We start from the raw sequence: 23,441 nt of genomic DNA on the forward strand, positions 1-23,441 counted from the left end.
GTGGCCCCGCGCGCGGGGCCGGTGAGCGATCCGGGAAACCGTTCCCCTCCCACAGTGCCCGCCCGCCACGGCCCCCGGAACCCCCCGTACTCAGTCGTCCCCGTACTTGGACTCCAAGGTGGGGTCCAGGGCGAGCCGGTAGCCGCGCTTGACGACCGTCTGGATCAGTTTCGGGGCGCCGAGGGCGGCCCGCAGGCGGGCCATCGCGGTCTCCACCGCGTGCTCGTCGCGGCCCGCGCCCGGCAGGGCGCGCAGCAGCTCCGCACGGGGGACGACCCAGCCGGGCCGCCGCGACAGCGCCCGCAGCAGGGACATCCCTGCCGGGGGGACGGGTCTGAGCAAGCCGTCCACCAGAACCGCGTGCCCGCGGATCTCCATCCGGTGCCCGGCGACGGGCAACGCGCGCGCCCGCGCGGGCATTTCCCGGCAGAGCAACTGGACGAGCGGACCGAGCCGGAAGCGTTCGGGCTGCACGGTGGCGATGCCGCGGGCCTGCAGCGGCAGTGCGGTGACCGGGCCGACGCAGGCGGGCAGCACGTCGTGACCGAGCGCGGCGAGGAGGTCGTCGAGCAGTCCCCGGTCCTCCGCGCGGGACAACAGGGACGCGGCGGCGGGCGCGCTGGTGAAGGTGACCGCGTCCAGGGCGCGCGCGACGGTCGCGTCGACGAGGCGGTCCACGGGACCGAGGTCCTCCGGCGGCAGCCAACGGTAGACCGGCACCCCCACCACCTCCGCTCCCCCGGCCCGCAGCGACTCCACGAAGCCGGGCAGCGGTTCACCGTGCAGCTGTACGGCGATCCGCAGTCCGTCGACGCCCTCCTCCATCAGCCGGTCGAGTACCTCCGCCATGGACTCCGACGCGGGCGACCACTCCTCCGTCAGCCCGGCGGCCCGGATCGCGCCCTTCACCTTGGGGCCGCGCGCCAGGATCCGCACCCCCCGCAGCCGTGCCAGCAGGTCCTCGCCCAGGCCCCAGCCGTCTGCGGCCTCCACCCAGCCCCGGAAGCCGATGGCGGTGGTGGCGACCGCGATGTCCGGGGCCCGCCCGATGATCTCCTTGGTCGCGGAAAGCAGTTCGCTGTCGTCGGCGAGCGGCACGATCCGCAGGGCCGGGGCGTGCAGCACGGCGGCTCCGCGCCGCTCCAGCAGCGCGCCCAGCTCGTCGGCACGGCGCGCCGCGGTCACCCCCACGGTGAAACCCGCGAGTGGCCCGTGTTCCGGTCGCTGTTCTTCGTCGTACATGGCATTCGTCCCGGGCTCGAGTCGGTGTACCGCGGGGAGGTGCGGCTCCACCTCCCTGCCGGCCGAGCCTGTCAACGATCCATGACGGGCCCGGTTCGGCTTCGTGTCACCAGTGTTACGTCACGTCCCGTCACACATCGGCGTAGCTGAGCTGCGGCTTCTCCTCCGGTGCCGGGCTCGTGCCGCCCGGGCGGGCCGTCGAGCGGCGAAGGTATACCGCCCAGGTGACCGTGAAGCAGACCGCGTAACAGGCGAGGAACGCGACGAACGCGCCGGTTCCCGAGCCGGAGGAGAGGAAGGACTGGCGGAAGGCGAGGTTGATGCCGACCCCGCCGAGCGCGCCCACCGCGCCGATCAGCCCCATGGACGCGCCGGACAGCCGCCGCCCGTACGCGGCCGCCTCCTCGCCCCGGAGCCCGAGGGCCCGCGCCTTCGCCTGGTAGATGCCGGGGATCATCTTGTACGTCGACCCGTTGCCGAGGCCGGTCAGCACGAACAGGACGACGAAGGCGACGGTGAACAGCGCCGGCGACTTCTGCAGGGAGGCGACGATCAGCACGGAGGTCGCCGCGCCCATGGCGACGAAGTTCCACAGCGTGATCCTCGCCCCGCCGTACCGGTCGGCGAGCCTGCCGCCCACCGGGCGGATCAGCGAGCCGAGCAGCGGCCCGACGAAGGTGACGTAGGCGGCCTCGAGCGGCGTGCGGTCGAACTGGTTCTGCAGCACCTGCCCGAAGGCGAAGCTGTAACCGATGAACGAGCCGAAGGTGCCGATGTAGAGGAAGGACATGATCCAGGTGTGCGCGTCCCGCGCGGCGTCCCGGGCGGCACCGGTGTCGTTCCGCACCGAGGCGAGGTTGTCCATGTGGAGGGCGGCGAGCACGGCGGCGGCGACGATCAGCGGGACGTAGACGCCGAGCAGCACCCGCGGTCCGCCGTTCGCGCCGATGATCGCGAGGGCGGCGAGCTGGATCACGGGGACGCCGATGTTGCCGCCGCCGGCGTTCATTCCGAGCGCCCAGCCCTTCTTCCGCAACGGGAAGAAGGCGTTGATGTTGGTCATGGAGGAGGCGAAGTTGCCGCCGCCGATCCCGGCCAGCAGGCCGACCAGCAGGAACGTGGAGAAGGACGTGCCCGGTTCCATCACGGCGAAGGCGGCGACGGTGGGCACGAGCAGCAGCCCCGCGCTGATCACCGTCCAGTTCCGCCCGCCGAAGACCGCCACGGCGAAGGTGTACGGGACCCGGACCACGGCGCCGACCAGCGTGACCATCGACGTCAGCAGGAACTTGTCGGCCGGGGTGAGCCCGTACTCCGGGCCCATGAAGAGCACCAGCACGGACCACATCGTCCAGATCGAGAAGCCGATGTGCTCGGACAGCACGGAGAAGAGCAGATTGCGCCGGGCGATCCTCTCTCCGGTCCGGTTCCAGAAGGTCTCGTCCTCCGGGTCCCACTGCTGGATCCAACGGCCGCTGCGGGCTGTCATGAGGCCTCCACTGCTCTCCGGGGCGCGGGCGGTACCGCGAGGGGCTGATCCCGAAGGTAGGGAGGGGGCGTTTCGTGGCTGTGGCGGGCGGTGACCGGTAGGGAACGTTGCTCTCACCTCGGGCGGAGGCGGGGTGAGAGGTGTTACGGCGCCGTGAGCTTCCAGCGCTGCGGGGGCTGCCCGTAAAAGTTCCGCTGGGCGGGGCGCCGCAGGGGCCGGGCGGTCCGTACGCGGGCTGCGGCGTACGGCACTCGCGGGCTCGGGCACCGAGGTCATCGGGACGTCGGGACGTCGGGACGTCGGGCCACGGGAGGACACGCATCGCCATCGGGTGAACCGCGGCTCCACGCGAGCGGGCGAGGGCCGTCGGAAACATGGTCCCGACGGCCCTCGCCCGTTCCGCACGGCCGCGACCGTGACGTCAGGCCCGGTGCGCTCCGGCGCTCGGCCGGGGGCTCTTGCCCTTGGTGCCGTTCGGCCACAGCCTCGGCCTGCGCTTCGCCGCGATGTCCTCGACCCAGCCGACCGCGAGGACCATCAGGCCGATGAGCGGCCAGACGAGGGCGAACATCCAGATGGTGTACGCGCCGTCGAGGGCGGCGACGGCCCGCTCGCTCTGCATGAACGGGAGTTCGTAGGCCAGGTCGATGATCGGGACGGTCGCCATGATCAGCAGGTTGTGCCACAGGTAGATGGTGACCGCGCGGTTGTTGGAGAGGGTCACCAGCCTGTCCCACGTCGCCAGCCGGCCCGGGAGTTCCTGCCAGGACGGGGAGTACTGGAGCAGGATCACGACGAAGCCGAACGACCAGGTGGCCTGGGCCAGCGGGATGTCGTTGAGGTCCCAGCCGTCGGGGCCGAGGTGGTTCGAGGCCCACCACAGACCGAAGGCCATCACCAGGGACGCGCAGGACACGGAGACGTACCGGGGGATCTGCTTCAACAGGCCCTCGTGGTGGGCGAAGCCCAGCACCCAGCAGCCGCCGTAGACCGCGAAGTCGGTGACCGCGTTGCCCGTCTCACCGGGGATCGTCACCCACCCCGTGCCGACGATCGCCGTCAGGCCCAGCGGCGCGAGCAGTGTCGGCCAGGGGGCCTTGCGGAACAGCCACAGCAGCAGCGGCGACGCGATGACGAACCAGAGGTAGGCGCGCAGGTACCACAGGACGCCCGCGGCCTGCACCGCCCAGGTGTCCTCCAGCAGGCCGGACTTCGAGCCGACGTGCCAGGGGTAGGGCGGGGCGCCGATCGGGACGATGTAGTTGAACAGCTCGATCAGGCCCCAGGTGCCGCCGTGGTCCGGATCCTCGGACGGGTTCCAGCCGTTGGCGAACATCATCGCCAGCACGACCGCGGAGAACACCCACAGGGGCGGCAGGAGACGCCGGACGCGACCGCGGATCACACCCAGCGCCGGACGCTTCAGCGAACGTGCCATCAGCGAGCCCGCCAGCGCGAACATCACGCCCATCGACGGGAACACCACCGTCAGCCAGGCCCAGCCGAAGAGGTGGTACACCACGACGCGGACCAGGGCGATGGAGCGCAGCAGGTCCAGGTACCGGTCGCGGCCCGGCTTCTTGGGCGCCGGGGCGGGAGCGGGCTCGGGAGCGGGCTCGGTCGCGCGCTGCTGCGGGAGCGTGTACGGCGTGTCCGGGGCCGCGCCCGTGTTCCCCGCGTACGGCGTTCCGTACGGGCCCGCCGGTTCCGGGCTCGTGCCCGTGCCGGTCGTGTATCCGTGGGTCATGCCACGGGCCTCCGATCATCGCTGTGCCGGTCGCTCCGGACCGGCACCGCTCCGGCGACGGGCGCTCCGACCACGCCGGTGCGCCGCAGCTTCTGCCAGCGCAGGCGGCCGCCGGTGAGCGCGGTGATCCAGGACTGGAGCAGCACGACGTACATGAGCTGGCGGTAGAGGATCTGCTGCAGCGGCAGCGAGATCAGGTGGGTCATGCGTTCGCGGTCGAGGTGGAAGGCGTACGCCGCGCAGACCGCCTGGATGGCCAGGACGCCCAGCCACGCCATGATCGTCTTCTCGGTCGGGCCGAAGACGATGCCGTAGAGCAGGAAGACGTCGATCAGCGGAGCCAGCAGCGGGGCCACGATCATGAACAGGGAGACGAAGGGCAGACCGATGCGGCCGAAGCGACCCGAGGGGCCCTTGTCGATCACCGCGCGGCGGTGCTTCCAGATGGCCTGCATGGTGCCGTACGACCAGCGGTAGCGCTGGGACCACAGCTGCTGGACGGACTCCGGGGCCTCGGTCCAGGCGCGGGCGTTCTCGGCGTAGACCACGCGCCAGCCGGCGCGGTGCAGCGCCATGGTGACGTCGGTGTCCTCGGCGAGGGTGTCGTCGCTCATGCCGCCGATGGGCTCCAGGGCGGAGCGGCGGAAGGCGCCGACCGCGCCGGGGATGGTCGGCATACAGCCCAGGATGTCGTACATCCGGCGGTCCAGGTTGAAGCCCATCACGTACTCGATGTGCTGCCAGGCGCCGATGAGGCTGTCCTTGTTGCCGACCTTCGCGTTGCCCGCCACCGCGCCGACCCTGGGGTCGCCGAAGGGCTGGACGAGTTCGCGGACGGTGGACGGCTCGAAGACGGTGTCGCCGTCCATCATCACGACGATGTCGTAACGGGCGTTGGCCAGGCCCCGGTTGAGCGCGGCCGGCTTGCCCGCGTTGAGCTGGCGGATCACCCGTACATTGGGCAGGCCCATCGCCTCGACGATGCGGGCGGTGCCGTCGGTGGAACCGTCGTCGATGACGAGCACCTCGATCGGGTGCTCGCCGGCCATCAGGGAGTTGACGGTGTTCTCGATGCACTTGGCCTCGTTGTACGCCGGGACCAGCACCGTCACGGGTTCGTGGACCGGCGGGCCCCAGCGGAAGTTCCTGCGGCGGACGCGGCGGGCGTGGACGCCGGAGAGGAGGAGCATCAGCACGAAGCGGCCGATGACCAGGGTGCCGATGATCGCGAGACCGACCACCAGGACGTCGGTGATGTGCTCCGAGGCCTGGACCAGGAAGATCCACGCCTTGCCCTTCCAGAGGTCGGCGCCGGTGACCGGGCTGTGCGCGCTGGGCGCGTCCAGGGCCTCGGTGAGGTTGTCGAACTCGTAGCCCTTGGCCTTCAGGTCGGGCAGGAACCGGTCGAGCGCCTCGACGGTCTGGCTGCGGTCGCCGCCGGAGTCGTGCATCAGGACGATGGCGCCCTTGCCGCCCTCGGGCGTGGCGCGGCGGATGATCTCGTCGGCGCCGGGCCGCTTCCAGTCCTCGCTGTCGGTGTTGTTGACGACGGTGAGGTAACCGCGACTGCCGATGTACTGGGTGACCGGCCAGGTCTCGTTGTCCATGGCGGCGGAGAAGGAGGAGTACGGGGGGCGGAAGAGCGAGGTGCGGATGCCGGCCGCGCCGGTGATCGCCAACTGGTTCTGCGACAGCTCCCAGTCGATGCGCTTCTCGGACTGGAGGGCGAGGTCGGGGTGGTTGAAGGTGTGCAGGCCGATCTCGTGGCCCTCGTCGACCATGCGCTGGACGAGGTCCGGGTAGCGGGAGGCCATGGTGCCGGTGACGAAGAAGACCGCGTGCGCGTCGTGCTTCTTCAGCACGTCGAGCACCCTCGGCGTCCAGGTCGGGTCCGGGCCGTCGTCGAAGGTGAGGACGAGGCGGCGGTCGGGCACGCTCAGGCTCTGGGCCTGCCCGGCGCGGGCGTCGATGACCGGGCCGCCCTCGAGTATCTCCTTGGGGACGTTCGTGGTGGGGGCGGGCTTCTGGACGCGGTGGTCGGCGAGGATCTCGCTGTGCACGTATCCGCGCAGCATGAGCATGGCCGCCAGGGCGACGAGGACGAGCACCGGGAGCAGCAGGCGCAAGGGCACACGGCGGCGCGGGGAGCCGCCGCGTGCCGGGCGGGCGGCCCGGCGGCGCGGGGAGCGGGATGCCATCAGAGGACGTTCTCCGGGGACGGTGCGGCGGGAGTGGTGGACGGCTCCGGTTGGGCGGCGGAGCCGTCGGTGACGACGACCGGCTGGTCGGCGGGGGCGCCGGCGACGTCGTCGGTGCCGCCGGCCTCACCGCCGCCGGTGGGGGCGGTCGTCACGGGGTCGGGTTCCTCGGACGCCGGCGGGTCGGCGGGCGCCGTGCTCACGGTGTCGTCCGGGGGCGTGGTGGTGGTGCCACCGTCGGTGGCCGGTGCCGTGGTGTTCTTGCCGGTCGGCGCCGGTGTCGGGTCGGCGGCGTCCGGCCGGTCCGCCGTGCCGGCCCCGCCGTCCGTCGCCGGAGCGGTGGCGTCGGGCGCGGGCAGCGTCGGGGTGCCGGTGGTCGACGTGTCGCCCGGGACGAGGCTGGTGCCGGCGCTGGGCGTGCTGTCCGTCTCCTCGGGCCGGGGTGTGGTCTCGACCTGACCGGCGGGCTTGTCCTCCTGGCCGGGGACGGGCATCCAGGGGGCGTCGGAGTTGCCGGACAGCAGGGTGGCGACCATGACGACGGCGTAGCCGGCGCAGGCGAGGCCGACGGCCAGGCCGATGCGGCGGTAGAGGCGGCTGCGGCGGCCGGACTCGTCGACGAACACGGGTCCGCCGGCGGCCTCCTGCCCGCGGACCGCGTGGCCCGGCGTCCGGCGCAGTTCGAGTCCCTCCCCGATCTGCACGGAGTCGAGCTGGACCGTCACCTCGTGCGGGTCGTGGGTGGCCGCGGCGGAGTCGCCGGTCTCCTCCTGCCAGGGGTCACGGACGGGGGTGCGGGAGGCCGTCGGGGTGCCGGGGACCGAGGCGGAGCGCAGGAACTCGGTCGGCGCGCCGGGGTCGGACGACGGCCCGGAAGCCACCGGGAAGACGGCTGTGCCGGAGTCGGGCGACGGACGTCGGGAGGACGGCGGGGAACCGGCCGCTCCGAGGTCGCCCGAGGGGCGTGCTCCGCCCGGCCGGGAGGAGGGGCCTGCCGTCCCGGTGCCGTGGGCGCCCGGCTGACGGGGGACCCGCAGGGCGGTGGTGCGCTCGCTGTCCCAGGAACCGTCCGCCGGGCCTTCGGACGGCACCGCCCGGCCCGCTGCCGCGGGGCCACCGACGTCACCGGCCCACGGCTCGGGCCGGTGGGCGGCATCGGGCAGGAGCCGGGTCCGGTCGTTGCCGCTGGGGAGGACGCCGAGGCGGGCCCAGCGGTCCTCCAGGGAGCCGACACCGGAGCCGGCCTCGCGCACGTCCGCGCCGGCGGGCGTCTCGCCCAGGGGGAGGACACTCGTCTCCCGCAGCTCCTCGTCCTCGGTGTTCCTGCCGAACGCCGACACACCCTCAGGCCGTTCCGGTTGGGCGTCTTGTCGCCACTTTTCCACGCGCACGCACTTCCCCCCAGAGGGCCCTTTCGGCGCGCGTACGACCCGAGCACCCGTCGGCGGACCGGGCCCCCACCCGCTCCGAGCGCCCCGTTTATCACACTGTGCTCGGGTACCGAATGTAGCGCACGTGGAGGTCCCGTGTTCCCGGTGCGGCCATTCGTATCAGGAGTGAAACATCACCGGGCCGCCATCACGACAGTATCCCGGTCGGGCAGCCACCCCCCGACCGGCCGCCGCAACCAGCCCTCCTCCGCGGCGACCACGGCCGCCGCCCTCCGCAAAGCATCCAGAGCATGATGAACCAACCCTTTACGCCACACAAGGGACAGGGGTGACAGCGGAATCGGGTCCACGAGAGGGCGCAGCACCATCGAGGGCAGTGGCGGAAAATCGATCACGGCGAGGACCGGATGGCGCGTCCTGGCCATGATCCGCTGGAACTCCTCGTCCCCGACGGCCAGCGGCGCGGGCGGAGCGAGCACGATCCCCCGCCCCTCGAACAGCGACCGCGCGAGGTCCGTCCACTCCGGCGTACGGGGATTCCCGGCGCCGGCGTACACCGTCTCGCCGGCCAGCGCGGCCAGCGGCACCTCGGGCAGCGCCGCCAGCCGGTGGTCCTCGGGCAGCACGACCGCCATCGGCTCGTACCGCACGGGCTGGTGGTCGAGTCCGGCCCGCAGCGCGGGGGCGAGCCCCGCGAACCGTCCGAACGACGCGTCGATCCGCCCCGCGAGCAGCTCGCCCGCGGCTCCGGTCAGCCCGCTCTCGTAGCGGGCCATCAGCTCGTGCCCGGGGGCGAGTTCACGGGCCCGGTGCAGCACGCGGCGCGGGGTCGCGAGGCCCGGTGAGTTGAGGTCCACCAGCAGCGGCCGTGCCTGTCCGGCCGCGGCGAGCAGGTCGTCCTGCGCCTGGAGCACGGCGCGGGCGTACGGCAGCAGGCGTTCACCGTCGGCGGTGAGCGTCACCTGCCGGGTGGTCCGGACGAAGAGCTCGCTGCTCAGCTCCCGTTCCAGCCTCCGCACGTCCCGGCTGAGCGCCTGCTGGGCGACGTAGAGGCGGGCGGCGGCCCGGGTGAAGTGCAGCTCCTCGGCGACGGTCACAAAGGCGCGCAGGAGGCGCGGGTCGACAGGGGCGGGCATCCCGCGAACCTACAACACGGGTGCGTCAATCGGCACCGGGAAGGTGTTGGACCGGGCGCGCGCCCCCGGGTGACGGTGAGGCCATGCCTCAGCCGACCTCCCGGGACACTCCCCTGCTCACGGTCACCGCCGACACCCTGGTCGCCGTCGACTTCGGCCCGCGCACCCGCGGCGGGCGCCGCGCGCAGGGCCCGTACCGCCGTCTCTTCGCGCTGCCCGGCGCCCGCGCGTTCACCGCCGGGAACCTGATCGCCCGGCTGCCGATGGGCATGTTCAGCGTGAGCGCGGTCGTGATGATCGCCGGGACGCGGGGTTCGTACGCCCTCGCCGGCGCCGTCACCGCGACGGGCCTGGCGGCGACGGCGGTGGTCGGGCCGTGGACCGCGCGCCTGGTCGACCGGCACGGGCAGGCCCGTGTCGCCGTGCCGGCCACGGTGCTCGCCGTCCTCGGTTCGCTGGCGCTGCTGCTCTGCGTGCGTCACGGCGCCCCCGACTGGACCCTGTTCGCCTGCTACGCGGCCACCGCCACCACCCCGAACACCGGCGGCATGTCCCGGGCCCGGTGGGCCCACCTGCTGAAGGGGGACACCGAGGCGCTGCACACCGCCAACTCCTTCGAACAGGCGGCGGACGAGCTGTGCTTCATGCTCGGCCCGGTGCTCGCGGCCCTCCTGTGCGGGACGTTCTTCCCGGAGGCGGGCACCCTCGTGGGTGCCGTACTGCTGCTGACCGGTGTCCTGCTGTTCACGGCCCAGCGGTCGACCGAGCCGCCCATCGTGCGGCGCTCGACCGCGCGGGCGCCGCTGCGGGCACCGGGCATGCGTCCCCTGCTGACCGTGTGCCTGGCGACGGGCGCGGTGTTCGGCTCGATGGAGGTCGTCACCCTCGCGTTCGCGGACGCCCAGGGGCACCGCACGGCGTCCGGAGCGGTGCTCGCGCTCCAGGCGGCCGGTTCCTGCGCGGCGGGGCTGCTGTACGGGGCGGTGCGCCCGGCCGGGTCCGCCCGGTCCCTGCTGCCGTGGTGCCTGGCCGCGATGACCGCGCTGATGGTCCTGCCGCTGCTCGCGGCCGGGCTCACCGGCTCCCTGCTGGTCCTGGCGGGTGCGCTCCTGCTCGCCGGGATGGCGACCGCCCCGACGATGGTCACCACCATGACCCTGGTGCAGCGCCACACCCCCGAGGGCCGGCTGAACGAGGGCATGACGCTCGCGGTGACCGGTCTGCTCGGCGGGATCGCCTGCGGCAGCGCGGCGGGCGGCTGGACGGTGGAGCACGTCTCGGCGACGGCCGGGTACGGCGTGCCCGTGGCGGCGGCGGCGACCGCCCTCCTCGTCGCGCTGTGCGCCCTGGTCCTGTCCGGGCCGCCGAACCGCACCCCCGATTCCCTCCCGGCCCCTTGACGGTCGCGGGTCCCGCCCGTGCCTTCACCCGTCGAAGCGCTGCGAACCCGCTTTCCGCGTCCCCGCGGACCGTGCGGACGAGGACGCCCCAGGGTGAAGACCACGGAGGTGGCCCGGCGCGCCGGGGTCTCGCCCCGTACGGTCTCGTTCGCGCTCACCGGCAAGCGTCCGGTCCCCGACGCGCCCCGGCGCCGGGTCGCGGCCGCCGTGCGCGAACGGGGTTGTCGCGCGGACGGCGGCCGCGGGCCGGCCGGGCGTCGTCCCTCACCGCCGTCGGCCCCGCGCCCGTCGCCGCGTCGGCCCGCGTACCGGTCACCCCGGTCGCCGTGCCGTCCGCCGAACCGGGCACCCGCGCGGTGCGCCTGCTGGTGCGCGGACCGTCCGGTGCTCCCGTACCGGGGGCCACCCTGCTGCCGCCGCGCCCGACCCAGCGGGCGAGCACGGCACCGCGCGGGCTGTGACGGGCCGGATCAGCCCAGGTGCCAGGCCTTGCCGAGCCGGTACGCGGCACACAGGTCCACGTCCAGGAAGTACGCCCCGGCCGCCCCGCACTGCTCCTGGCCGCTCCCGGGGTCGACGGGCTGGCCGTGTCCCATGCCGGTGAGGCTGTACGTCTCGACCACCGCGTCGCCGCCCGGGCCGCGGAAGACCTGGTGCGGGTGACCGGCGACGGTGTCACTGACGTCGGCGGAGCGGTCGGCGCCGTGCACGTCGGTCCACTGCTCCACCAGGTCGGTCATGTTGGCCGGCTTCACGGTGTAGTCGGCCGTGCCGTGCAGGACCGTGAGGACCGGCCAGGGACCGGTGTACCCGGGCCGCGCGGCGCGCACCCGGTCGCCCCACTGCCCCGGGGTCTGGGTGGCGCCGACGTACATGCACACGTACGGCGATCCGGCGGCCTGCGCGCAGCCGTACGGCAGGCCCGCGACGACCCCGCCCGCGGTGAACTTCTCCGGGTACGCCGCCATCATCACGGCGGTCATCGCCCCGCCCGCGGACAGTCCGGTGACGTACACGCGCGAGGCGTCGCCGGAGACGTCGGCGAGCTGCCGGTCGACCATCTGGGCGAGGGAGGCGGCCTCGCCCTGCCCGCGCCGGATGTCGGCGTCCTGGAACCAGTTGAAGCACTGGTTGAGGTTGTTCCCGCTCTGCTGCTGCGGCAGCACGACGGAGAAGCCCCAGCGGTCGGCGAGCCGCGTCCAGCCGGTGCCGTCCGCGTAGCCGGCGGCGTTCTGGGTGCAGCCGTGCAGGGCGACGACCACGGGCCGGCCGGCGGGCAGTCCGTCGGGGACGTACCGGTACATCCTCAGGGCGCCGGGATTGCTGCCGAAGCCGGTGACCTCCTGGAGGGAGGCGGCGGAGGCGGGGGCGGGGGCGAGCAGGACGGAGAGGAGGGCGGCCAGGAGGGCCGCCAGCAGGGTGGGGCGCAGTGCGCCCCGGGTCTGTGTGAGGGCTCGGGTCTGTGTCATGGGGAGGGAAGGTAGAAGGGTGAACCAGCTCTCGATATGGAGCCGGGCCCCACATCCGGAGGCCTCGATCATGTGGCCGCACGACAAAGGCCCCGCCGCTCGACGCGACGGGGCCTCTGCCCACATGGGGTAAGTGGAGATGGCGGGAATCGAACCCGCGTCCAACGGTGCAGAACCAGGGCTTCTCCGTGTGCAGTCCGCTTCGCTTTTCTCGGCCCCGGAGATCACGCGGACAAGTCTCCGACGGGCTCAGTCACTGTGTGGTTTCCCTCTTCACCCCGTGACCGGGATCAAGGTTTAGTTCCCTAGCTGATGCCAGGATCCGGGTCGGGAACACCCCCGGGCTGACACTCCCTTTAGTAGGAGGCTCGCTCTGCTACCTGAGATCAGGCAGCGAGGGCGAAGGCCTGCTGGGAGGAATCGCGCTTGGAATTGGCGATTATTTTTTTCGGCCTGTGGTTTACGAGATCATGGCCGCTTCCTCGACACGCTTCCCCTGCCTCGACAACCGCTGTCGAAACCGATCATCCCCATGTTGATTTCTCAAACCCTCCGAAGAGGACGCGCACCCGCTGTGAGGTGCAGTGCCATCGTACGTGACCAACGCACGACCGTGCCAGCCCATTCCCGGGCGTCAGGCCCGCTGCTTGCGCCGGATCGCCGAGATCGTCCGCTCGGCCTCGCGCCGGTCCTGCTTCTCCCTGAGCGTCTGCCGCTTGTCGTACTCCTTCTTGCCCTTGGCCAGCGCGATCTCCACCTTCGCGCGGCCGTCCTTGAAGTACAGGGCGAGCGGCACGATGGTGTGCCCCGTCTCCTGGGACTTGGACTCCAGCTTGTCGATCTCCTCGCGGTGCAGCAGCAGCTTGCGCTTGCGCCGCGCGCTGTGGTTGGTCCACGTGCCCTGGCTGTACTCCGGGACGTGCACGTTGTGCAGCCACGCCTCGTGGTCGGTGAGCTGGACGAAGCCGTCCACCAGCGACGCCCTTCCCTGGCGCAGGGACTTCACCTCGGTGCCGGTGAGGACCAGCCCCGCCTCGTAGGTGTCGATGATGAGGTAGTCGTGCCGCGCCTTCTTGTTCTGCGCGATCAGCTTGCGCCCTTTTTCCTTAGCCATAGTGCCGCCCATTTTCGCACTACGGAGGGGGCCGGCGGGAAGCCGATTACCGGGGGCCCGGGCGGCCGAGTCCGCCGAGGACCGTCTCGGCCCGCCGGAGCGCCCCCTCGCCGGCCTCCAGGTCCGGGGTGATGCCCTTGCCGTCGACCGCCCGGCCCGAGGGGGTGCGGTAGTGGCCGACGGTCAGCTCGGCGACAGAGCCGTCGGGCAGCGGCGTCGGCATCTGCACCGAGCCCTTGCCGAAGGTGCGGGCACCCACGACGACCGCCCGTCCCCGGTCCTGCAGGGCGCCGGTGAGGAGTTCGGCGGCGCTCATCGTCCCGCCGTCGACGAGCGCGACCAGGGGCCTGGCGGTGTCGCCGCCGGGCTCGGCGTGCAGGGCGCGCTGCTCGCCCTCGACGTCGTACGTGGCGACCAGCCCGCCGTCCAGGAAGGCGGAGGCCGCGGTGACCGCCTCGGTCACCAGTCCGCCGGGGTTGCCCCGCAGGTCGAGGACGATCCCGGCGCCGTCCGGGGCCCGCCGTACGGCGGTGCGGACCTGCTCACCTGATCCGGTGGTGAAGGCGCCGACCTCGATGACGGTGCCCCCGGAGGCGAGCTCGCGGACGGTGACGGTGTCCCGGGACAGCCGGGCCCGGCGCACGGTCTCGCTCCACGCGCGCGGGCCGCGCTCCAGGCCGAGGCGGACGGTGGTGCCGGCGCTCTCGCCGGTGGTGTCGCCGCGCAGCAGCGAGACGACCTCGGTGACGGGCCGGCCGTCGACCTTCCGGCCGTCGACGCTGCGCAGCCGGTCCCCCGCGCGGATCCCGGCCTCGGCGGCGGGCGTGTCGCTGCCCACCCGCGTCACCTCGATACGGCCGTCCCGCTCGCGGGCCCACAGGCCGACGCCGGTGTACCGGCCGTCCAGGGACTCCTCGAACTCCTCGTACTCGTCCGGCGAGTAGACGGCGGCCCAGCGGTCGCCACTGCGGCTGACGGCGCGCTGGGCGGCCTCCATGGGGGACGTGCCGTCCGCGGCGGCCCTCGCCGCCGCCCGGGCGACGTCCCTGTGGTGACCCACCGGGGCGGCCGAACGGGCCCCGTCCGCCGCGTCCTCCCGGTCCGCCCCGGGGAGGTTCCCCGTGGCCGCACCGGCGACGAGCACGCTCGCGAACACCAAGGTCAGGGCGGCCCCACGGCCGATGCGGCGGGACTGACAGAACAGGGCACGACCTGACATGCCGGTGAGTCTAGGACAACACGAAGGGGCGCACGGCACGTTGGCCGCACGCCCCTCTGGACAAGAGTCACACCTTCAGGTACTTGCGCAGCGCGAAGAACGCGGCCAACGCGGGCATCAGCAGGCTGGTCGCCAGGATCAGCGGCAGCTTCGTCAGGACGGCGTCCCAGCCGATGAAGTTGATGAGATTCAGCTTCTCGGACAGGGCCAGCCCGTTGTCGATGATGAAGTACCGCCCGACCACCAGGAATCCGCACGCGAGGATGCCACCGATGAGTCCGGCGACGGCGGCCTCCATGATGAACGGCGTCTGGATGTAGAAGCCGGAGGCGCCGACCAGCCGCATGATCCCGGTCTCGCGGCGGCGGCTGAACGCGGACACGCGCACCGTGTTGACGATCAGCATCAGCGCGACCACCAGCATCAGCGCCATCACCGCGCGGGCGGCCCAGTTCATGCCGTTCAGCAGCCCGAAGAGGTTGTCGAGGATGCCCTTCTGGTCCTGCACCGACTGCACGCCGTCCCGCCCGTCGAAGGCGGTCGCGATGACCTGGTACTTCTCCGGGTCCTTCAGCTTGATGCGGTACGACTCCTGCATCTGGTCCGGTGTGAGGGAGCTGGCCAGCGGAGAGTCGCCGAACTGCTCCTTGTAGTGCTTGTACGCCTCGTCCTGCGACTCGTGCGTCACCGAGTCGACGACCGACATCTTCTCCAGGTCGGCCTTGATCTGGCCCTTCTGGTCGTCGGTCACCGCGCCCTTGGCGCAGTTGGGGTCGGACTCGGCGTCACTCTTGTTGCACAGGAAGACGGAGACGTTGACCTTGTCGTACCAGTAGCCCTTCATCGTGTTCACCTGGTCGCTCATCAGGAGCGACCCGCCGAACAGGGCGAGCGACAGGGCGACGGAGACGACGACGGCGAAGGTCATCGTCAGGTTGCGGCGGAGACCGACGCCGATCTCCGACAGGACGAACTGGGCGCGCATGGCGTCTGATCAAGCCTTTCCGTGGAGCGTCAGTGCTGGTAGCCGTAGACGCCGCGTGCCTGGTCGCGGACGAGACGGCCCTTCTCCAGCTCGATGACGCGCTTGCGCATCTGGTCCACGATGTTCTGGTCGTGCGTCGCCATCACCACGGTGGTGCCGGTCCGGTTGATCCGGTCGAGCAGCTTCATGATGCCGACGGAGGTCTGCGGGTCGAGGTTGCCCGTGGGCTCGTCGCAGATGAGCAGTTTGGGCCGGTTGACGAAGGCCCGCGCGATGGCGACGCGCTGCTGCTCACCGCCGGAGAGCTCGCCGGGCATCCGGTCCTCCTTGCCGCCGAGCCCGACGAGGTCGAGCACCTGGGGCACGGACTTGCGGATCTCACCGCGCGACTTGCCGATCACTTCCTGCGCGAAGGCGACGTTCTCGGCGACCGTCTTGTTCGGCAGCAGGCGGAAGTCCTGGAACACCGTCCCCAGCTGGCGCCGGATCTGCGGCACCTTCCAGTTGGAGACGCGGGCGAGATCCTTGCCCAGGACGTGCACCTGCCCGTGGCTGGCCCGCTCCTCGCGGAGGATCAGCCGCAGGAAGGTGGACTTTCCGGAGCCGGAGGACCCCACGAGGAACACGAACTCGCCCTTCTCGACCTCCAGGGAGACATCCCTGAGGGCGGGACGGTTCTGTTTGGGGTAGGCCTTGGACACGTTGTCGAATCGGATCACGGATGCACCACGGTTAGCCGGGGGTAGATGAGCGTGACCATACGCGAACCGGGGAGGCGAGCGCAGGCACCGGAGGGGTTGTGTAAGCCTTGGGCCCTTTTGTTCCGGGCAGGAGCGGGCCCCCGGGGGTGCGGGGAACCGCGGGACCCGGCGCGGCTTCACCGGGAACCTGGCACAGTGGGAGGGGAACGTCCACCCGGTCGTGGGCGTTGAACCATACGGAACCGGTGCGAGGAGGGCGAGCGCATGACGTACGACCGGCTGGTGTGCGCGAACTGCGCCGCGCCCGTGAGCGAGGGCCGGTGCCCGGTGTGCCGTGCGAACCGCGAGCGGCTGCAGCAGGAGAACTTCTTCGCGGGGCTGAACCCCCTGACGCTGATCGCCCTGCTGGCCGTGCTGATCGCGGCGGTGGCGCTGCTCGCCCAGCAGACCGTCTGACACCCGACCCGAGGATGTGACGAAGGGCCCGGAGCGCGTGACGCGCTCCGGGCCCTTCGTGCCGGGTCAGGTCATGTGTACGGTGCGTACACGCGACGCCACCGTCAGGCGGCGGCGCCACCACGGCCGGTCATCAGGCGCGGCAGCACCCGGAAGCCGATACCGCCGGCGATCATCGTGGCGGCGCCGATCACCAGGAAGGTCATCTCGGCGGCACCCGTCTCGGCGAGCTCCTTGCCGTTGCCCTGGGCCGAGGTGGCGGGGGCTTCCTCACCGGTGTCGGTGAGGGCCGAGGAGCCCTCCTCCTGGGCCGAGGTGCCACCCTTGGGGTCGGCGGCGTTGCCACCGTCGCCGTTCCCGTCACCCGGGGCGGCCGGGTCCTCCGAGGGCTCCTCGACAGGGTCCTCGCCACCGTCACCCGGGTCACCCGGGGTGTCGCCACCGTCACCCGGGTCACCCGGGGTGTCGCCGCCATCGCCCGGGTCACCCGGGGTGTCGCCACCATCGCCCGGGTCACCCGGGGTGTCGCCACCGTCACCCGGGTCACCCGGGGTGTCGCCGCCATCGCCCGGGTCACCCGGGGTGTCGCCACCATCGCCCGGGCACTCGGGGCCGGTGCCGACGTCACAGCCCGGGTCGTCTTCACCCGGGTTTTCGTCGTCAAGGTCGGCGTTTACGCCGACCGCGAGGCCCGCGTCGTTCGCCTCGGCGCTCACACCGATGTCGAGGGCGGAGGCCGCGCCGGCCGCCGTCAGCGAGGCGCCGGCCGCGATCACGGCACCGGCCGCGATCCGAGCGACACGGATCCGCGTCTTCTTGGTCATGTGGTTGCTACCCCCAGTAGCTCATCGTCAATGAGGCGGCGCTCGGGGGCCGTGATCAACGGGGGTTGCTGCGTCGTGGAGCCCCCCGGTTCACATGCGCCCCAGAGATACGCATGCCACGCTTCACCCTTCCCACTTTCCAAAAGAACGTCAAGGCCGTTGCGTGCGCGATGTCCGGCTACGCGCGCTTTGCGGAACAAGGAAGCTGTGAGTGTGACGTAAATCCCGGACATCCCCGGCAAGCGAAAGGCAACTGCCGCCCCGTGGGCGGCAGTTGCCTTGTCGACAAAGAGGTGTTCGCGCGGGGTCGCGCGAGGGTCACTTCTCCTGCTGCTTGCGCCAGCGAATCCCGGCCTCGAGGAAGCCGTCGATCTCTCCGTTGAACACGGCCTCGGGGTTGCCGACTTCGTGCTCCGTGCGCAGGTCCTTGACCATCTGGTAGGGGTGCAGCACGTACGAACGCATCTGGTTTCCCCAGGAGTTGCCGCCGTCGCCCTTGAGGGCGTCCATCTTGGCCTGCTCCTCCTGACGGCGCCGCTCGAGCAGCTTGGCCTGGAGGACGTTCATCGCGGTGGCCTTGTTCTGGATCTGCGAGCGCTCGTTCTGGCAGGAGACCACGATGCCGGTGGGGATGTGGGTGAGGCGCACCGCGGAGTCGGTGGTGTTCACGCCCTGGCCGCCGGGGCCGGAGGAGCGGTAGACGTCCACGCGCAGTTCGGACTCGTCGATCTCGATGTGGTCGGTCTGCTCGACCACGGGGAGGATCTCGACGCCCGCGAAGGAGGTCTGGCGGCGGCCCTGGTTGTCGAAGGGCGAGATGCGCACCAGGCGGTGCGTGCCCTGCTCCACCGAGAGGGTGCCGTAGGCGTAGGGCGCCTGCACGGAGAAGGTGGTCGACTTGATGCCGGCCTCCTCCGCGTACGACGTCTCGATGAGCTCGGTCTTGTAGCCCTTCTGCTCCGCCCAGCGCAGGTACATCCGCTGCAGCTTCTCGGCGAAGTCGGCCGCGTCGACGCCGCCGGCCTCGGCACGGATGTTGACCAGAGCCTCACGGGAGTCGTACTCACCGCTGAGGAGCGTACGGACCTCCATCTCGTCCAGCGCCTTCTTCACGAGGGCGAGCTCCGACTCGGCCTCCGCGCGGGTGTCCGGGTCGTCCTCCTCCTCGGCCATCTCGAAGAGCACGGCGAGATCGTCGATCCGGCCGCGCAGCGCCTCGGCCTTCCGCACCTCGGCCTGCAGGTGGGAGAGCTTGCTGGTGATCTTCTGCGCCTCGTCCGGGTTGTCCCACAGCGAAGGCGCGGCCGCCTGCTCCTCGAGCACGGCGATGTCTGCCCTCAGCTTGTCGAGGTCCAGGACGGCCTCGATCGACTCCATGGTCGAGGAGAGGGACTTGAGCTCTTCGGATACATCGACGACTGCCACGCCCTCCAGCGTAACGGCTTCCCGCGCCGGGCCATGCCTGGCGGGCGGTGCGGGGGCGCGGGGCCGCGTGGGGCGGCGCGGGGCGGCTGCTCGGGCAGGGGGCGGGGAGCAGGCCTCCGTCGCCCCCGCCGCCCCTTCCCGTCCCGTCCCTGGGGGCTTCGCCCCCAGACCCCCTTCGCGCAGTTCCCCGCGCCCCTAGGGGGTGGCCGGGGCCGAGTGCCGGGTGTCCCGGGGAGGTGTGGCGTCGTCCTCGGCGGTCGCCAGCCAGGTGCCCACGCCGGCGGCCGCCAGGAGCACCGCCGCCACGGCGAGCGTCAGGCGGCGCCGGCGGGCGACCGCGCGGTTGCGGGCCGACCCGGGGCGGGGGGCGCCGGCCGCGCGGGGCGCGCGGGCCGTGCCGCGGGCGCCTCCGGCCAGTTCGTCGGGCGCGGGCACCCTCATCGACGTGTGCGTGTCGCGGTTGGAGTCGGACGGCTTCGCGCCCGGCACCAGCGGGACGGCGCCGCGGCGCCGCACGGGCTCCCCGGCGGCCGGGGCGGGCACGGGGGCGTCCTCCCCGGCCTCCTCCTCCGCCTCCGTGTCCGGCTCGTCCACCTCCAGCGGCGGCATCCCCGCCAGCATCGGCAGCAGCTCCCGCAGGCGCGCGCCCAGCTCGGAGGCGCGCAGCCGGGAGGCCGGGGCCTTCGCCAGGCACTGCACCAGCAGCTGCCACAGTTCGTCCGGGATGCCGGGGAGGGGGACGACCGTCTCGGTGACGTGGCGGCGCAGCACCGCGCCCGGGTGGCCGCCGCCGAACGGAGTGAAGCCCGCGAGCAGCTCGTAGAGGACCGTGGCGAGCGCGTAGATGTCGACCGAGGCGCGCGGCGGCAGGCCCTCCACGATCTCCGGCGCCAGGTAGTCCGGCGTACCGATGATCTTCGTGGCCCGGGTGCGGCGCGGGGTGTCGATGAGTTTCGCCACACCGAAGTCCGTGAGCAGGGCGCGGTGCGAGCCGCCCGGGCCGAGCGGGCCCTGCATGTCCAGCAGCACGTTCTCCGGTTTGACGTCCCGGTGCACGACGCCGGCCGCGTGCGCCGCCGCCAGGCCGTCCGCGACGTCGGCGACGATCGCCACCGCGGCCTCCGGTGCCAGCCTGCGCTCCCGGTCGAGGCGGGTGCGCAGGTCCGTACCCCGGACGAGGTCCATGACCAGTGCGAGGTCGTTGCCGTCGACCACCAGGTCGCGCACGGAGACGACGTGGGGGTGCTCCAGACCGAGCAGCGCCGTCCGCTCCTGCACGAAGCGGCCGACGAGCTCCTGGTCCGAGGAGAGATCCTCACGCAGCAGCTTGATGGCGACGGGCCCGTCGGGGCCCTCGCCCAGCCACACCGTGCCGGCGCTGCCCCGTCCGAGGATCTGATGGGCGGTGTACCGGCTGCCGATTCTCCGTGCCAAGACTGCTCCTACCGACGCGTGTTGTCGCTAAAACTACGCGTCCGGGGAGCCGGGCTTCACCGGGGATACGGAAATCGACCCCCAGATGTCGACAAATCAGTAAACAAGCTCAGTTCGAGCCGGAGGGCGCCGAGGGGTCCTCGGGGCCCCCCAGGTCCTGGATCCAGCCCGTCACGGTGCCGAACCAGTCGGTGAGCTGGTCCCAGTACCCCTTGCCGGTGCCGATCCAGTCCTGGAGCGGGCTCAGCTCCCAGACGAGCCAGCCCGCGACGAACAGGATGACGATCGTGAACAGGCACCCCTTGAGGCAGCCGAGGCCGGGGATCCTCATGGGACTGCCGCTGCGCTGCCGCGGCTGCCGGGGCTCCCGGACCGGACGCTGCGGCTCCGGCGGCGGCGCGTACCGCTCCGGCTGGGGCTGCTGCCGGCGCCGGCGCTCCGGGGGCGGGGCGTACGGCTGGGGCTGGGGCTGCTGGGGGTAGCCGTACCCCGGGCCGGGCTGCGGCTGGGCCTGCGGGCGTCGCTGCGGCGGCTGCTGCGGGGGCCTGGCGACCTGCCGCTGGGGGCGGCGGCGCAGCGGATCCTGGCTGGGGTCGAGGTACTGGACCTGGGTCTGCTCGTTGCGGTCGCGGGCCGCGCGGAGCTGGTTCTGCCAGGGGTGCGGGTCCTCGGGCCCCCCGCCGGACTGCCCCGGCCCGCCGGGCGGCACCGGCGGCATGACGGCCGTGGGGTCGGCGGCACCGGCCGGGCCGCCGGTCTGCGGCAGGACGCTGGTCGCGCCGTTGGGGTCGTAGCCGCCCGCGCCGTGCGGCAGCACCTGCGTCGGGTCGGCGGCGCCGGGGGCGTCGGGCACCGGAGCGGGCGCCGGGTCGGGGGCGAGGAGCGCGCCGACGTTCTCCGCGGCGGCGATCTGCCCGGAGTTCGCGTGCACGCCGATGCCGTCGGCGACGACGCGCAGGCCGCGCGCGAGGTTCTCGGCGCTGGGCCGCTGGTCGGGGTCCTTGCGCAGGCAGCGCTCGATGACCGTCCACAGCGGGTCGGGGACCGTGGAGGGGCGGCGCGGCTCGGCGCTCAGGTGCTGGTGCAGCACTTCGAGGGCGGAGCCGCCGGAGAACGGCGGGCGGCCGGTGACCAGCTCGTACAGCAGGATGCCGGCGCCGTAGACGTCGACGGCGGAGGTCTGCGGGCGGCCCTCGGCGGACTCGGGCGCGATGTACGCGGGCGTGCCGACGAACTCGTGGGTGCGGGTCAGACCCGGGGAGTCGGCCAGGCGGGCGATGCCGAAGTCGGTCAGCATCGGGTGCATCTCGCCGCCGTTCTGCCGCAGCAGCACGTTGGCGGGTTTCAGGTCGCGGTGCACTACGCCGTCGGAGTGGCTGGCGCCGAGCGCGTCGGCGATCTGCGCGGTCAGCAGGGCCGCGGCGACGGGGGTGAAGGGGCCGTTCTCCCGGAGGTAACGGTGCAGGTCGGGTCCCTCGACGAGGTCCATGACCAGGGCCAGCAGGTCACCCTCGACCACCAGGTCGCGGACCCGGACGATGTTGGGGTGGGTGAGCCGCAGCAGTACGGAGCGCTCGCGCAGGAACCGCATCACGACGTCGGCGTCGTTCGCGAGCTCCTCCTTGAGGACCTTGATCGCGACGGTCTCGCCGGGCTGCCCCGGTACGGCCGCCTCGGCGCCCGCGGTCTCCCGCTGGCGGGCTCGCCAGACGGTGCCCGTGGCGCCGCGTCCGAGCGGCTCCTCGAGCAGGTACTTGCTCCCTACCGGCCGCACGTCATGCGCTCCCTGCTGCTTGCTTGGCTGGCGTACACCGTGGTCCACCCTGCTGCGGAATGTTCCGACCCACTGTAGTGCCGCAGCGCGGAATACCGGCCGGTCGACTTCGACCCCCGTCCGTCCTGTGATCCGTCTGTGGGTCTTACGTACCGGTTCCCGTCCGTGTTCGACGGTTCGAGGGAAAGACGCTCCACCCGGTCCGTTGGTTGCCGCATGCTGCACGTGACCGATCTCAAGTCGGCCCGGAACGATCACCGACGCGTCACCGGTCAGGCATTTTTGCGGGCAGAGCCGACCAATCAAGATCATTCGCTGCCCGGAGGCGGGCACGTTGTCGGCGGCAGGTGCGAGGATGCGTGCAGTACTGGCCGTACGTGCGCGTGTGGCGGTGGGGGAAGTCCGCGGTGGGGGGACCGCGGGGCCGCTTCGTCCCCCCGTGTCGCGGGCGCCCGCGCAGAAGGGACAGCTGACGGCGATGCAGATCCGGCTGACCGTCGTAGACCCGCTGGGCCCCTCCTCCCCCGCGCGGGAGCGGGCCGCGAGCTGCGACGTGCTGGTCACGGCGCCCGCCGGTACGGCCCTCGCCGCGGTCGCCTCCGCGCTGGCCTCGGCGGTCTCCGGTGGCGACGGCACGTCCGGCGGCACAGGGGCGCCCGTGCTGTACGCCGGTGACCAGCGACTGGACGCCCAGCGCTGCACGCTGGGCGAGCCTCCGCTGATCGACGGCGCGGTCCTGGCGGTGGGTGCCCCGGGCGACCCCGAACCGCATCCCGAGCTGGACGAAACCCCCACCCGGCTGCACGTCGTCGCCGGCCCCGACGCGGGCGGGGTGCACCTGCTGCACGGCGGCGAGATCCGCATAGGCCGCTCGGCCGACGCCGACGTACCGCTCGACGACCCGGACGTCTCCCGTCTGCACTGCGCGGTGACCGTGGCCCCGGACGGCCGCGTCTCGGTCGCCGACCTCGGCTCCACCAACGGCACCACCCTGGACGGCCGGCGTGTGGGCCCCCGCCCGGTCCAGCTGGCCCCGGGCGCCCTGCTGCGCATCGGCGAGTCGGCGCTGCGCCTGACGCCGGCGGCGGGACCACCCGCGCGGGCGGCGACGACACCGGACGGGGAGGGGCACGTCCGGGTGCCGGCGCCTCGCGCCGGGGGTTCCGGACTCCCCGGTGACGCCACGGTCACCGGGGCCTCCGGCGGGACCGGGAGTACCGGGAGCACGGCACCCGCGCGGGAGGAGCGGTCCGGCCCGCCGCAGGCGCGGACCCACCACGCCTACGGTTCGGCCGACCGGTCCGCCACCGGGGACGGCCGGACCGCGGACGTGCCGGCGCACGACGGGCAGCCCCGGCGCGAGCCGGGCGGGCGGCCGGCCGAGAGGCCGGCCCCCGGCTGGGCCGTCGGCACGCACCCGCACGACGCGCAGCCCCC

General features: G+C 72.6%; 19 protein-coding genes, 1 other RNA gene and 1 pseudogene. 5 read left to right on the forward strand and 16 right to left on the reverse strand.

The features are described from left to right. Window positions 1-90 precede the first annotated feature (90 nt). The 6 genes from BU52_RS11150 to BU52_RS11175 form a co-directional block, all read right to left on the reverse strand. Complete coding sequence (locus BU52_RS11150) at window positions 91-1,242, reverse strand: uroporphyrinogen-III synthase (RefSeq protein ID WP_037932085.1); 1,152 nt, start codon at window positions 1,240-1,242, stop codon at window positions 91-93. Window positions 1,243-1,372: 130 nt separating this feature from the next. Further along, window positions 1,373-2,731 carry a nitrate/nitrite transporter gene (locus BU52_RS11155; protein ID WP_037932088.1) on the reverse strand — a complete coding sequence of 453 codons (1,359 nt, stop codon included), beginning with the start codon at window positions 2,729-2,731 and terminating at the stop codon, window positions 1,373-1,375. A 421-nt stretch (window positions 2,732-3,152) separates the two neighbouring features. Continuing rightward, window positions 3,153-4,478, reverse strand: coding sequence for an acyltransferase family protein (locus BU52_RS11160; RefSeq protein WP_037932091.1), 1,326 nt, complete (start codon window positions 4,476-4,478; stop codon window positions 3,153-3,155). Further along, entirely contained in the window at window positions 4,475-6,676 is a 2,202-nt protein-coding gene (locus BU52_RS11165; protein WP_037932093.1) for a polysaccharide deacetylase family protein, read from the reverse strand. The genes BU52_RS11160 and BU52_RS11165 overlap by 4 nt, the downstream gene beginning before the upstream one ends. Beyond that, window positions 6,676-8,016 (reverse strand): hypothetical protein, encoded by a 1,341-nt coding sequence (locus BU52_RS11170; RefSeq protein ID WP_235216308.1) that lies wholly within the window; start codon window positions 8,014-8,016, stop codon window positions 6,676-6,678. Before BU52_RS11170 ends, BU52_RS11165 begins: the two co-directional genes overlap by 1 nt. Window positions 8,017-8,240: 224 nt before the next feature. Beyond that, window positions 8,241-9,203 (reverse strand): LysR family transcriptional regulator, encoded by a 963-nt coding sequence (locus BU52_RS11175; RefSeq protein WP_037932099.1) that lies wholly within the window; start codon window positions 9,201-9,203, stop codon window positions 8,241-8,243. 83 nt (window positions 9,204-9,286) lie between these two features. On the opposite strand from BU52_RS11175, the gene BU52_RS11180 reads away from it, so the two are divergent. From BU52_RS11180 to BU52_RS11185, 3 genes and pseudogenes are all read left to right on the forward strand, one after another. Beyond that, window positions 9,287-10,603, forward strand: coding sequence for an MFS transporter (locus BU52_RS11180; protein ID WP_037932101.1), 1,317 nt, complete (start codon window positions 9,287-9,289; stop codon window positions 10,601-10,603). A 108-nt stretch (window positions 10,604-10,711) separates the two neighbouring features. Continuing rightward, window positions 10,712-10,807: pseudogene (locus BU52_RS36800) on the forward strand (LacI family DNA-binding transcriptional regulator); the annotation flags it as partial. 17 nt (window positions 10,808-10,824) lie between these two features. After that, window positions 10,825-11,064, forward strand: a complete 240-nt coding sequence (locus tag BU52_RS11185) for a hypothetical protein (RefSeq protein ID WP_037932103.1) — start codon at window positions 10,825-10,827, stop codon at window positions 11,062-11,064. 9 nt (window positions 11,065-11,073) lie between these two features. Here the strand turns inward: BU52_RS11185 and BU52_RS11190 are convergent, their stop codons facing one another. The 6 genes from BU52_RS11190 to ftsE form a co-directional block, all read right to left on the reverse strand. Further along, window positions 11,074-12,072: an extracellular catalytic domain type 1 short-chain-length polyhydroxyalkanoate depolymerase gene (locus BU52_RS11190; protein ID WP_200881175.1), complete on the reverse strand. Its 999-nt coding sequence runs from the start codon at window positions 12,070-12,072 to the stop codon at window positions 11,074-11,076. Window positions 12,073-12,203: 131 nt separating this feature from the next. Continuing rightward, window positions 12,204-12,604, reverse strand: a transfer-messenger RNA (tmRNA) gene (gene ssrA / locus BU52_RS33020). Between the two features lie 102 nt (window positions 12,605-12,706). Further along, window positions 12,707-13,186, reverse strand: a complete 480-nt coding sequence (gene smpB / locus BU52_RS11195) for an SsrA-binding protein SmpB (RefSeq protein WP_037932106.1) — start codon at window positions 13,184-13,186, stop codon at window positions 12,707-12,709. Between the two features lie 46 nt (window positions 13,187-13,232). Continuing rightward, window positions 13,233-14,405 (reverse strand): S41 family peptidase, encoded by a 1,173-nt coding sequence (locus tag BU52_RS11200; RefSeq protein ID WP_200881176.1) that lies wholly within the window; start codon window positions 14,403-14,405, stop codon window positions 13,233-13,235. Between the two features lie 67 nt (window positions 14,406-14,472). Next, window positions 14,473-15,390 (reverse strand): permease-like cell division protein FtsX, encoded by a 918-nt coding sequence (ftsX, locus tag BU52_RS11205; RefSeq protein WP_037932112.1) that lies wholly within the window; start codon window positions 15,388-15,390, stop codon window positions 14,473-14,475. A gap of 29 nt (window positions 15,391-15,419) precedes the next feature. Then, window positions 15,420-16,109 carry a cell division ATP-binding protein FtsE gene (ftsE, locus tag BU52_RS11210; protein ID WP_030224873.1) on the reverse strand — a complete coding sequence of 230 codons (690 nt, stop codon included), beginning with the start codon at window positions 16,107-16,109 and terminating at the stop codon, window positions 15,420-15,422. A 246-nt stretch (window positions 16,110-16,355) separates the two neighbouring features. Between ftsE and BU52_RS11215 the strand changes: the two genes are divergently transcribed. After that, entirely contained in the window at window positions 16,356-16,547 is a 192-nt protein-coding gene (locus BU52_RS11215; RefSeq protein ID WP_037932114.1) for a hypothetical protein, read from the forward strand. 104 nt (window positions 16,548-16,651) lie between these two features. Here BU52_RS11215 and BU52_RS11220 read toward each other — a convergent pair whose 3' ends face one another. From BU52_RS11220 to BU52_RS11235, 4 genes are all read right to left on the reverse strand, one after another. Then, window positions 16,652-17,371 carry a hypothetical protein gene (locus tag BU52_RS11220; protein WP_037932116.1) on the reverse strand — a complete coding sequence of 240 codons (720 nt, stop codon included), beginning with the start codon at window positions 17,369-17,371 and terminating at the stop codon, window positions 16,652-16,654. 318 nt (window positions 17,372-17,689) lie between these two features. Continuing rightward, on the reverse strand, window positions 17,690-18,796 hold the full coding sequence (gene prfB / locus BU52_RS11225; RefSeq protein ID WP_037932118.1) for a peptide chain release factor 2: 1,107 nt from the start codon (window positions 18,794-18,796) through the stop codon (window positions 17,690-17,692). Between the two features lie 195 nt (window positions 18,797-18,991). Further along, on the reverse strand, window positions 18,992-20,230 hold the full coding sequence (locus BU52_RS11230) for a serine/threonine-protein kinase (RefSeq protein ID WP_037932119.1): 1,239 nt from the start codon (window positions 20,228-20,230) through the stop codon (window positions 18,992-18,994). A 109-nt stretch (window positions 20,231-20,339) separates the two neighbouring features. Then, complete coding sequence (locus BU52_RS11235) at window positions 20,340-22,004, reverse strand: serine/threonine-protein kinase (RefSeq protein ID WP_037932121.1); 1,665 nt, start codon at window positions 22,002-22,004, stop codon at window positions 20,340-20,342. 478 nt (window positions 22,005-22,482) lie between these two features. Here BU52_RS11235 and BU52_RS11240 point away from each other — a divergent pair. After that, window positions 22,483-23,441, forward strand: a 959-nt coding sequence (locus BU52_RS11240) for an FHA domain-containing protein (protein WP_235216312.1), incomplete at its 3' end; no start/stop codon positions are given.

The organism is Streptomyces toyocaensis, from assembly GCF_000725125.1.
Classification (GTDB): Bacteria; Actinomycetota; Actinomycetes; order Streptomycetales; family Streptomycetaceae; genus Streptomyces; species Streptomyces toyocaensis.